General features: G+C 69.5%; 9 protein-coding genes and 1 pseudogene. All 10 read right to left on the reverse strand.

What is annotated here, in order from left to right; genetic code table 11:
* Positions 1–1,287 (reverse strand): annotated as a pseudogene (locus QM624_RS08360) (primosome assembly protein PriA); the annotation flags it as partial.
* A 217-nt stretch (positions 1,288–1,504) separates the two neighbouring features.
* Positions 1,505–2,695: a methionine adenosyltransferase gene (gene metK, locus QM624_RS08365; RefSeq protein WP_415090714.1), complete on the reverse strand. Its 1,191-nt coding sequence runs from the start codon at positions 2,693–2,695 to the stop codon at positions 1,505–1,507.
* Entirely contained in the window at positions 2,692–3,912 is a 1,221-nt protein-coding gene (gene coaBC / locus QM624_RS08370) for a bifunctional phosphopantothenoylcysteine decarboxylase/phosphopantothenate--cysteine ligase CoaBC (RefSeq protein ID WP_415090716.1), read from the reverse strand. The genes metK and coaBC overlap by 4 nt, the downstream gene beginning before the upstream one ends.
* A 7-nt stretch (positions 3,913–3,919) precedes the next feature.
* Complete coding sequence (gene rpoZ, locus QM624_RS08375) at positions 3,920–4,258, reverse strand: DNA-directed RNA polymerase subunit omega (protein ID WP_298130186.1); 339 nt, start codon at positions 4,256–4,258, stop codon at positions 3,920–3,922.
* Between the two features lie 115 nt (positions 4,259–4,373).
* Positions 4,374–4,925, reverse strand: coding sequence for a guanylate kinase (gene gmk, locus QM624_RS08380; RefSeq protein WP_415090719.1), 552 nt, complete (start codon positions 4,923–4,925; stop codon positions 4,374–4,376).
* On the reverse strand, positions 4,915–5,232 hold the full coding sequence (gene mihF, locus QM624_RS08385) for an integration host factor, actinobacterial type (RefSeq protein WP_298130190.1): 318 nt from the start codon (positions 5,230–5,232) through the stop codon (positions 4,915–4,917). Before mihF ends, gmk begins: the two co-directional genes overlap by 11 nt.
* Positions 5,233–5,337: 105 nt before the next feature.
* Positions 5,338–6,156, reverse strand: coding sequence for an orotidine-5'-phosphate decarboxylase (pyrF, locus tag QM624_RS08390; protein ID WP_415090722.1), 819 nt, complete (start codon positions 6,154–6,156; stop codon positions 5,338–5,340).
* Entirely contained in the window at positions 6,153–7,223 is a 1,071-nt protein-coding gene (locus tag QM624_RS08395) for a quinone-dependent dihydroorotate dehydrogenase (RefSeq protein ID WP_415090724.1), read from the reverse strand. The genes pyrF and QM624_RS08395 overlap by 4 nt, the downstream gene beginning before the upstream one ends.
* Positions 7,220–10,552, reverse strand: a complete 3,333-nt coding sequence (carB, locus tag QM624_RS08400) for a carbamoyl-phosphate synthase large subunit (RefSeq protein WP_415090726.1) — start codon at positions 10,550–10,552, stop codon at positions 7,220–7,222. The genes QM624_RS08395 and carB overlap by 4 nt, the downstream gene beginning before the upstream one ends.
* Positions 10,552–10,997: glutamine amidotransferase-related protein (locus tag QM624_RS08405; protein ID WP_415090728.1), on the reverse strand; the 446-nt coding region annotated here is incomplete at its 5' end. The genes QM624_RS08405 and carB, both read right to left, overlap by 1 nt.

The following is a 10,997-nucleotide window of genomic DNA, read 5'->3' on the forward strand; positions in this document are numbered from 1 at the left end:
CAACTCGACGCTGCCGCACTCGCCGCAACGCCAATCTGGCCGGACGCCGCAGGCCCGGCACACCGGCGCCGGCCCACGGTCGGCCCGGTCGCCCGCCAACGGATGGCCACAAGCGGCACAGCGGGCGACGGCACGGCACCGAGCACAGGCCAGGCCCGCCAGATAGCCGGCTCGGGGCACCTGCACCAGCACCGGTCCGGACGCCAAACCCACCCGAATCGCCGTGAAAACCTCGTGCGGCAAGCGTGAATGCGCGGCTGGGTCACGTCCGGCGAAGGCGGTGCCGTCATCAGTCGCACGGACGACCGCACACGCCTCACGCCGCGCCGCACCAGGCAGTTCGAGCGACGTCAGCCAGCCCCGGTCGGCCATCGCCTGGGTCTCGGTGCTGCGGCCGTAAGCCAGATACAGCAGGCCGCAGTCCTGCCGCGTCGCTCTCAGCGCGGCCACCACCCGCGCATGCGGGTAAGGCGCCCTGGGCTCGGCCCAGGAGTCATCGCCGTCGTCGAACATCGCGATCAGTCCGAGGTCGGCGACCGGAGCGAACGCGGCCGCCCGGGTGCCGAGCACCAGCCGCACCTGACCGCGGGAGGCGGCGAGGAACGCCCGGTAGCGCGCCGCCGGTCCCTTCTCGGCCGTCAATGTGACGAAGCTGCCCCGTCCGAACACTTCAACGCAGCGCGTCTCGAGCCGGGCCAGATCGGATGCGTCCGGAACCAACAGCAGGACGCCGCGTCCGCCAGACAGGGTGGCGGCTGCCGCCTCGACCAATGCGCTCACCCAGTCCCCCACCGGACGCGCCACCGGCGCCAGGCAGAGCGCGGCCCGGGGAGCCACCCCCGACCTCAGCGCCCGCAGCAGTGATGCCCCGTGCGGATACTCAGGCAGCACCACCGGTTCGGTCTCAGGGAGAGTAGGCGCCGGGTACTGGGGTGGGTCGGCGGTCTCCGTCATGCCGTGCCGGGGTGGCACCGCCAGCCGGACGACGTCGGCGAACGTGCCCGCGTAGTGGTCGGCAACGTCGCGGATCACCGCGTCGACCTCGGATTGCAGCACCGGCTCGGAGGAGACCACCTTCAGCAGCGGTGATAACTCGCGGTCGGCGTCCGATGCCTCCGCCACGTCAAGGACGTAGCCGTCGCGCTGGCGTCCGGCGAAACGTACCTTCACCCGGCAACCGGGCACGACCGCTGCCGCAAGCTCGTCGGGAATGGCGTAGTCAAAGGGCCGATCGAGATGCGGCAGCGGCATGTCCACCGCCACCCGTGCAACCCTCGGCTCAACCACGCACCCGATGCTAGAGGGCGCCACTGACGTTCCTGTGACCGGTTCCGGCATTGGTCCGTCGGCACTCGCGCGACCGGACGGTGACCAAGAGAACCGTCCCCGGTGACCGAAGGAACCGTCCCCAGTGACCGAAAGAACCGTCCCCCGACGTGCGGAATTCGCACGAAAAAGAACCGTCCCCGGGCGTGCGACGAGAGGGATCGGCCGGCGGAGAAGGTTATCCGCGGACGGCGTTGGCCAGGGCGTCGGCGCGGTCGGTGCGTTCCCAGGTGAACTCGGGGAGTTCGCGTCCGAAGTGGCCGTAGTTGGTGGTCAGCGAGTAGATCGGACGCAGCAGGTCGAGATCGCGGATCAGGGCGGCCGGGCGGAGGTCGAAGACCTCCAGGACGGCGGCGGTGATCTGCTCGAGCGGCACGTTCTCGGTGCCGAAGCAGTCGGCGTAGAAGCCGACCGGGTGCGCCCGGCCGATGGCGTACGCGACCTGCACCTCGCAGCGGGTGGCCAAACCGGCCGCCACTACGTTCTTCGCCACCCAACGCATCGCGTAGGCGGCGGAGCGGTCCACCTTGGAGGGGTCCTTGCCCGAGAAGGCGCCGCCGCCGTGCCGGGCCATGCCGCCGTAGGTGTCGACGATGATCTTGCGACCGGTCAGTCCGGCGTCACCCATCGGACCGCCGATGACGAACTTGCCGGTCGGGTTGATGTGCACCTTCAATCCGTCGGTCGACACGTCGTACTTGGCCAGCACCGGCTCGACCACCTCGTGCAGGATGCCGGGCCGGATGTCGCGGTCGTAAGAGGCCGCACCGGTGTGCTGCGACGACACCACGATGGTGTCGACACCGACCGGACGATCGCCGTCGTAGGCGATGGTGACCTGGGTCTTGCCGTCGGGCAGCAGGAAGGGCAGCTCCCGGTCACGCCGCACCGCGGTCAGCCGCTCGGCCAGTCGGTGCGCGATGTCGATCGGCAGCGGCATCAGCGTCGGCGTGTCGGTGCAGGCGTAGCCGAACATCAGGCCCTGGTCGCCGGCGCCCTGGGCGTCCAGCGCGTCACCGGAGCCACCCTCGCGGTGCTCGCCGGCGTCGTCGACGCCTTGGGCGATGTCCGGGGACTGCGCGCCGAGGGAGACCAGCACGCCGCAGGAGGCACCGTCGAACGACTTGTCTGAGGAGTCGTAGCCGATCTGCAGGATGCGTTCCCGGGTGAGCTTGGCGATGTCGACGTAGCCGGTGGTGGAGACCTCGCCGGCCACCACCACAGTGCCGGTGGTGACCAGGGTCTCGACGGCGACGCGGCTGTCGGCGTCCTGGGTGAGCAGGGCGTCCAGGACGGCGTCCGAAACCGAATCGGCGAGCTTGTCGGGATGACCCTCGGTGACGGACTCCGAGGTGAACAGGCGGCTCATCGGTTGCTCTTTCTGCTAGTGGCGACGGCATCGAGGATGCGATGCGCGACGAGGTTCTTGTCACCGGCGACGGTCGCGACCGGCCCGTCGGCGTCGATGATGGCGACCGTGTTGTCGGCGGCGCCGAAGACCGCTCCCCCGCTGACGTCGTTCAAAACCAGCAGGTCGCAGCCCTTGCGGGCCAGCTTGGCGCGGCCCAGTTCCATCAGTTCGGACGCCGACCCCGCGGTCTCAGCGGCGAAGCCGACGATCACCTGCCCCGGACGCCGCTGCCGAACCAGGCCGGCCAACACGTCGGTGGTCTGGGTGAACGTCACGGTCAGCCCGGCGTCCCCGTCCTTCTTCAGCTTGCGATCGCTGGGCGATTCGGGGGTGAAGTCGGCGGGTGCGGCAGCCATGATCAGCACGTCGGAATCGGCGGCGGCCTCAGCCATCGCCTCAGCCAGGTCGGACGTCGAGACCACCTCGACCAGCTCCGCCCGGCCCGGGACGGCCGCGGTGATCGCGCCCGCGACGACCCGGACGTCGGCCCCGCGCAGCAGCGCGGCCCGGGCCAATGCCAGGCCCATCCGTCCGGAGGACCGGTTGCCCAGATAGCGAACCGGGTCGAGTGCCTCACGGGTGCCGCCCGCGCTGACGGTGAGCCGGACGCCGTCCAGGTCCCGCGCACGGGCCACCTCAGCCACGCCGACATCGAGCAGCGACAGCGCCACCTGTTCGATCTCGGACGGCTCGGGCAGCCGTCCCGGCCCGGTGTCGGCGCCGGTGAGCCGTCCGGAATCGGGGTCGAGCACGATCACGCTACGCTCGCGCAGGGTGGCCACATTGGCCTGGGTGGCCGGATGCAGCCACATCTCGGTGTGCATCGCGGGCGCCATCAGCACCGGACAGGTTGCGGTCAGCAGCACATTGGTGAGCAGATCATCGGCCCGCCCGGACGCCGCCCGCGCCAGCAGGTCGGCGGTTGCCGGGGCGACCACCACCAGTTCGGCGGCGCGGCCCAGCGCGACGTGCGGCACGGCATGGGCGTCGGCCCAGACCTGGGTGTGCACCGGATGACCGGACAGGGCCGCCCAGGTGGTCTCACCGACGAAATTGAGCGCGCTCGGGGTCGGGACGACGTTCACCTCGTGGCCGGCCTCGGCGAACAAGCGCAGCAGCAGGCATGCCTTGTACGCGGCGATTCCGCCGGCAACCCCGAGCAGGATCCGGCTCATCGAAGAATCAGGCCAGGTCGTCGCTGAACGGGTCGAGATCGCTGAACTGCGGATCGGCCTCGGCCTCGGCCCGGGCAGCCGCCTCGGCCTCGGGATCGATCTCGGTGCACTCGAGCACACCGGCGTTGACCTCGCGCAGCGCGATGGACAGCGGCTTCTCCTGCACGCCGGTGTCGACCAGCGGACCCACGTTCTCAAGCAGACCCTCGCCCAGCTGGCTGTAGTAGGCGTTGATCTGGCGGGCGCGCTTGGCGGCGAAAAGCACCAGGCGGTACTTGGAGTCGACCTTCTCCAACAGCTCGTCGATCGGCGGGTTGATGATGCCTTCGGGGGCGTGTGTGCTCAAAGGATGACCTCACGGGTTGATGCGGCGCGCTCGGCCCGAGCTACGGTCCGGGCGCCTGCGGGTGGTTCGGCTTGTGGAAGACCCACGCCATGGACGGTTTCCACGGCTGGAGAAATCACAAGCTCAGCAAGTCTACCAACTCATTGACCGCCCTGCCCACATCGTCGTTGACGATGATGTGATCGAACTCGTCGGCGGCCGCCAGTTCGTCCTTCGCCGTCGACAGCCGGCGCTCGCGCTGCTCGGCGGTTTCGGTGCCGCGGCCCACCAGTCGGGCGACGAGTTCGTCCCAGTTGGGCGGTGCGATGAACACCAACCGGGCTTGTGGCAGTGAGGTTCGGACCTGCCGGGCGCCCTGCAGGTCGATCTCCAGGATGACCCGCTCGCCACGCTCCAGAGCGGCTTGGACGGGTGCGGCCGGGGTGCCGTAGCGGTCTCGTCCGTGCACCACCGCCCACTCGAGCAGGCCGTTGGTGGCCAGCAGTTCGTCGAACTCTTCGCTGCTGACGAAGCAATAGTGCTGGCCGTCGACCTCGCCCGGACGCGGCGGTCGGGTCGTTGCGGACACCGACACCCAGACCTCGGGATGTGCCTGTTTCAGGGCGCGAACGACTGTTCCCTTACCTACGGCCGTTGGACCGGAGATGACGGTGACGTCACCTCTCACCGAACTCGGCCTTCAGGCCGGCGAGCTGATGCCGTCCGAGTCCGCGGATCCGCCGGTTGGCGGCGATGTCGTACCGTTCCATGACCAAAGCGGCCCGCTTGTCGCCCACCCGCGGCAGTGCCTTGAGCAGGTCGATCACCTTGACGTGGGCAAGCACCTCGTCGGCGGCGGCCTCGTCGAGCGCCGCAGCGAGGGTCAGTTCACCAGAACGCACACGCGCTTTCAGTGCCGCGCGGGCACGGCGCGCCTCCGTGGCGGCCGCACGGGCTGCCTGCAGCTGCTCCGTCGTCAGTTGGGGTATCGCCACGGTGACCTCCGGATGTCCTTGTGTGGGCACAATTTACAAGGCGAAACGCTCTCTGAAAACCCTTCTGGTCAGGCTCTCGACAAGCTCGACCAGTGGGAAGTAGGCCTAGAAGCCAATGGCGAGCAGCGAGCGCACCCGGTCGGCGAGTGCACCGGCGTCCGGGCCCGATCCGAGGACGTCGCGGCTGACCGCGGGCAGCACGTTCTCCAGCGCGGCGCCGAACAGTGCGGGCAGGTCGTCGATGCGGCCGCCCTGGAAGCCGATGCCGGGCACCAGGATCGAGCCGTTGAACGCGCCGACATCACAGCCGAGGTCGGCATGGGTGCCGCCGATGACCAGGCCGATGGCGTTCTGCCCGGTCTCGGCGTTGAGCCGTGCGGCGGAGTCGATGATCTCCTGCGCCACCGAGCCCTCGTGGTCGCCACACAGCGCGAGCTGCACCTGGCCGCCCTCCGGGTTGGACGTCCGGGCCAGCACGTAGACACCGCGTCCGTGCCGGTGCGCCAGGTCGAACGCGGGCTGCAGCGAGCCGAAGCCGAGGTAGGGCGACACGGTGATCGCGTCGGCGGCCAGCGGTGCGCCGTCGGCCAGGTACGCCTCGGCGTAGGCGTCCATCGTGGAGCCGATGTCACCGCGCTTGACGTCCAGGATGCTCACCGCGCCGGCCTCGGCGATGTCGGCGAGGGTGCGTTCCAGCACGGCGATGCCGGCCGAGCCGTGGATCTCGAAGAAGGCCGACTGCGGTTTGAAGACGGCCACCTCGGTGCCCACCGCCTCGACCACCCGGCGGGCGAAGGCTTCGACGCCGACGGCGTCCACGCTCAGCCCCCAAGCGCGCAGCAGGCCCGGGTGCGGGTCGATGCCCACACACAGAGCGCCGCGCTGCTGGACGGCGTTGGCGAGTCTGCTCTGGTAGCTGCTCATCGGTTCCTCCTGGTCAGGGCATTGATCCGGGCCGGCAGTGCCGGTCCGGCGTAGACGAAGCCGGTGTACAGCTGCACCAGCGGGGCGCCCAGATCGAACATGGCGGACGCGTCGTCGGGGGTCATGATGCCGCCGGCGGCGATCACCGCCAGGTCGGTGTGCTGCACCAGATAGCCGACCACTTCGCGGGCCCGGACGGTCAGCGGCGCCCCGGACAGGCCTCCCGCCTCGCCGGCCAGCGACTGCTCGGCGGGGTCGATGCCGTCACGGGACAGCGTGGTGTTGGTGGCGATCAGGCCGGCCACCCCGGCGTCCGTGGCGGCGGCGAGCACCTCGTCGATCTGCGGTTCGGTCAGGTCGGGAGCGATCTTGACGAACAGCGGCGCGCGTCCGGCGGCCCGTTCGACCAGCGCCTTCAGCAGGGTGAGCAGCGCTCCCCCGTCCTGCAGGCTGCGCAGCCCGGGGGTGTTCGGGCTGGACACGTTGATCGCCACGTAGTCGGCGTGCGGAATGACCAGGTCGAGCGAGGTCAGGTAGTCGTCGACGGCGTCCTCGACGGGCACGATCTTGGTTTTGCCGATGGAGATGCCGATCGGAATGCCGGCCCCGTCGTTGTTGCGATAGACGCCGAGCAGCGACAGTTCGTGATGCAGCCGGGCGGCACCGGCGTTGTTGAAGCCCATCCGGTTGATCAGCGCCCTGGACCTGCTCAGCCGGAAGACTCGCGGCTTGTCGTTGCCTGGCTGGGCCTGGGCGGTGACGGTGCCGAGTTCGGCGAACCCGAAACCGAGCGCCTGCCAGGCCAGGACCGCGCGACCGTCCTTGTCCATGCCCGCGGCGAGCCCGACGCGTCCCGGGAAATCGATGCCGGCGACGGTGACCGGGGCGCCGCGGCTGCCGGCCAGCAGCCGGGCGGCCGACACGAACCCCGGCGAGCGGCTGAGCCGGGCCAGGGTGCCGATCATCTGCTCGTGGACGCCCTCGACGTCGCCATGGTGCGAGCGGAACAGCAGCGGCCGGACGACGCCTCGATAGCCGGCGCCGACCAGGCTCACCCGCGGGTTCATCGCTGCACGGCCTCCAGTTCGCTACGCATATCGGCGCTCCAGTCCTGCAGTGGGCGGACCGTGAGCCCACCGCGCCGCAGCGCCTCGATCCCCTGCACCGCCGCTGAGAGACCCTGCACGGTGGTGACGCAGGGCACGTCGCACAGGATGGCCGCGGAGCGGATCTGCCAGCCGTCCCGGCGCGGATCGCCGCCCTCGGAAACCCCGAGCGGGGTGTTGAAGATCAGGCTGATCTCGCCGTCCATGATCGCCTGGACGACGGTGCGGGTGCCGTCCTCGCCGGGGCCCTGGGTCTCCTTGCGGAGCACCGTGACCTCGACGTCGTTGCGTCGCAGCACCTGCGCGGTTCCCTCGGTGGCGTAGACCTTGAAACCCAGGTCGGCAAGGCGTTTCACCGGGAAGATCGCGTGCCGCTTGTCCCTGTTGGCCACAGATACGAACACCGAGCCCTCGGTGGGCACGTCGCCGTAGGAGGCGGTCTGACTCTTCGCGAACGCCACCCCGAAGGTCAGGTCGAGGCCCATCACCTCGCCGGTCGACTTCATCTCGGGGCCGAGCAGGGTGTCCACCCAGGCGCCGTCGGCGGTGCGGAACCGGTTGAACGGCATCACCGCTTCTTTCACCGCCAGCGGCGCGGAGGCGAGCGGGGCCGTCCCGTCGCGGTCGGCGCGCAGTGTGCCGTCGGCCCGCAGGTCGGCGATGGTGGCACCCAGCATGATCCGGGACGCCGCCTTCGCCAGCGGGGTTGCGGTCGCCTTGGACACGAACGGCACCGTCCGGGAGGCCCGTGGGTTGGCTTCCAGCACGTAGAGCACGTCGCCGAGCAGCGCGAACTGGATGTTGATCAGGCCCCGGACGCCCACCCCGCGGGCGATCGCCTCGGTAGCCAGCCGGATCCGGTCGACGGTCTCGCTGCCCAGGGTGATCGGCGGCAGCGAGCAGGCTGAGTCGCCGGAGTGAATGCCGGCCTCCTCGATGTGCTCCATCACGCCGCCGAGGTACAGCTCGGTGCCGTCGAACAGGGCGTCCACGTCGATCTCGATGGCGTCGTCCAGGAAGCGGTCGACCAGCACCGGCGAGTTGGGCGTGATGTGGGTGGCGCGCTCGATGTAGCCGACCAGCGAGTCGTCGTCGTACACGATCTCCATGCCGCGTCCGCCCAGCACGTAGGAGGGCCGGACCAGCACCGGGTAGCCGATGTCGTGGGCGATCTCCAGCGCGTCGTCGGCCGAGGTGGCCATCCCGTAAGCCGGCGCGGTCAGCTTGTTGTCGGACAGGATCCGGCCGAACGCCCCGCGTTCCTCGGCCAGGTGGATCGCCTCCGGTGAGGTGCCGACGATCGGGACGCCGGCGTCCTTCAGCGCCTGCGCCAGCTTCAGCGGCGTCTGCCCGCCGAGCTGGACGATGACGCCGGCGACCGGGCCGGCCAGCGATTCGGCGTGGTAGACCTCGAGCACGTCCTCCAGGGTGAGCGGCTCGAAGTAGAGCCGGTCGGAGGTGTCGTAGTCGGTGGACACCGTCTCAGGGTTGCAGTTGACCATCACCGTCTCGTAGCCGTGCTGCGACAGGGTGAGCGCGGCGTGCACGCACGAGTAGTCGAACTCGATGCCCTGCCCGATCCGGTTCGGGCCGGAGCCGAGGATCAGCACCGCCGGCTTGGTGCGCGGCGCCACCTCGGTCTCCTCGTCGTAGGACGAGTAGTGGTATGGGGTTTTCGCGGCGAACTCGGCGGCGCAGGTGTCCACGGTCTTGAACACCGGCCGCACCCCGAGCGCCCAGCGGACGCCGCGCACCACGTCGGTGCTGAGGTGGCGCAGTCGGGCGATCTGCTCATCGGAGATGCCGTGCCGCTTGGCCAGCCGCAGCACGTCGGCGGTCAGTTCGGGCGCCGTCCGGACGTGTTCGGCGACCTCGGCGATCAGCTGTAGCTGGTCCAGGAACCAGGGGTCGATCTTGGTGGCGTCAAACAGCTGCTGCGGGGTGGCGCCGGCCCGGAAGGCCTTCATCACCAGGCCGAGCCGGCCGTCGTGCGGACGCGAGGCGGCGGTCAGCAGCTCGTCGACCGACTGGGTGATCTCACCGGTGAAGTCGAAGGTCGACTTCGGGTCCTCCAGGGAGCGCAGCGCCTTGCCCAGTGCCTCGGTGAAGTTGCGGCCGATCGCCATCGCCTCGCCGACGCTCTTCATGTGTGTGGTGAGGGTGTTCTCGGCGGTCGGGAACTTCTCGAAGGCGAACCGCGGGCACTTCACCACCACGTAGTCGAGGGTGGGTTCGAAGGACGCCGGGGTCTCGGCCGTGATGTCGTTGGGGATCTCGTCCAGGGTGTAGCCGACCGCCACCTTGGCGGCGATCTTGGCGATCGGGAAACCGGTCGCCTTGGACGCCAGCGCCGACGACCGGGAGACCCGGGGGTTCATCTCGATGACGATCATCCGGCCGTTGTCGGGGTTGATCGCGAACTGGATGTTGCAGCCGCCGGTGTCGACGCCGACGGCCCGGATCACGCCGATGCCGACGTCGCGCATCGCCTGGTATTCGCGGTCGGTGAGCGTCATCGCGGGGGCGACCGTGATCGAGTCGCCGGTGTGCACCCCCATCGGGTCGAGGTTCTCGATAGAGCACACGATCACGACGTTGTCCGCCTTGTCGCGCATCACCTCGAGCTCGTACTCCTTCCAGCCGAGGATCGACTCCTCGATCAGCACCTCGGTGACCGGGGACGCCGACAGGCCGGTGCCGGCGATCCGGCGCAGCTCGTTCTCGTCGTGGGCGAAGCCGGAGCCGACGCCGCCCATGGTGAAGGACGGCCGCACCACCAGCGGGTAGCCGAGGTCGTCGGCGGCGGCCAGCACGTCGTCCATCGAGTGGCAGATGTGGCTGCGCGCCACCTCAGGGTTGGTGCCCGGGATGGCGAGCGCCTGGACGATCTCCTTGAACTTCTCCCGATCCTCACCCTTCTGGATCGCCTCGAACGAGGCGCCGATCAGCTCGACGCCGTACTTCTCCAGGACACCGTTGTCGTGCAGGGCGACGGCCGCGTTGAGTGCGGTCTGCCCGCCCAGGGTGGCGAGCAGGGCGTCCGGACGCTCGGCAGCGATCACCTTCTCCAGGAAGTCGGGCTGGATCGGCTCGATGTAGGTGGCGTCGGCGAACTCGGGGTCGGTCATGATCGTGGCCGGGTTGGAGTTCACCAGGATCACCCGGTAGCCCTCCTCGCGCAGCACCCGGCACGCCTGGGTGCCCGAGTAGTCGAACTCGCAGGCCTGGCCGATCACGATCGGCCCGGAGCCGACCACCAAAATCGAGGAGATGTCGGTCCGCTTGGGCATCAGTTCTCCTGGTCGGTGTTGCTCTGGGTGGGGTTGTGCTCGGCTCTACCCCCGGCGCCGTCTCGGCGTCGGGTCATCACGTCGACGAAGCGGTCGAACAGGTAGGCCGAGTCGTGCGGGCCGGCGGCCGCCTCGGGGTGGTACTGCACCGAGAAGGCCAGCAGGTTGTCGGCGTCGTCGGTGAGCTCGAGGCCCTCCACGACGTCGTCGTTGAGGCAGATGTGGCTGACCCGTGCGTTGCCCCAGCGGGTGGCGGTCGGCTTGTCGAGCGGCGCGTCCACGGCGAACCCGTGGTTCTGCGCGGTGATCTCGACCTTGCCGGTGCGCAGGTCCTTGACCGGCTGGTTGATCCCGCGGTGGCCGTATTTCAGCTTGTAGGTGCCGAAACCGAGGGCGCGTCCGAAGATCTGGTTGCCGAAGCAGATGCCGAAGTAGGGGATGCCCG

The sequence above is a fragment of the Micropruina sp. genome (assembly GCF_047606365.1).
Taxonomy (GTDB): domain Bacteria; phylum Actinomycetota; class Actinomycetes; order Propionibacteriales; family Propionibacteriaceae; genus Micropruina.

Bases quoted from the DNA above. Each gene is read 5' to 3' on its own strand.
- metK (WP_415090714.1), bottom strand. From the start codon at position 2,695: ATGAGCCGCCTGTTCACCTCGGAGTCCGTCACCGAGGGTCATCCCGAC.
- coaBC (WP_415090716.1), bottom strand. From the start codon at position 3,912: ATGAGCCGGATCCTGCTCGGGGTTGCCGGCGGAATCGCCGCGTACAAG.
- pyrF (WP_415090722.1), bottom strand. From the start codon at position 6,156: ATGAGCAGCTACCAGAGCAGACTCGCCAACGCCGTCCAGCAGCGCGGC.
- QM624_RS08395 (WP_415090724.1), bottom strand. From the start codon at position 7,223: ATGAACCCGCGGGTGAGCCTGGTCGGCGCCGGCTATCGAGGCGTCGTC.
- carB (WP_415090726.1), bottom strand. From the start codon at position 10,552: ATGCCCAAGCGGACCGACATCTCCTCGATTTTGGTGGTCGGCTCCGGG.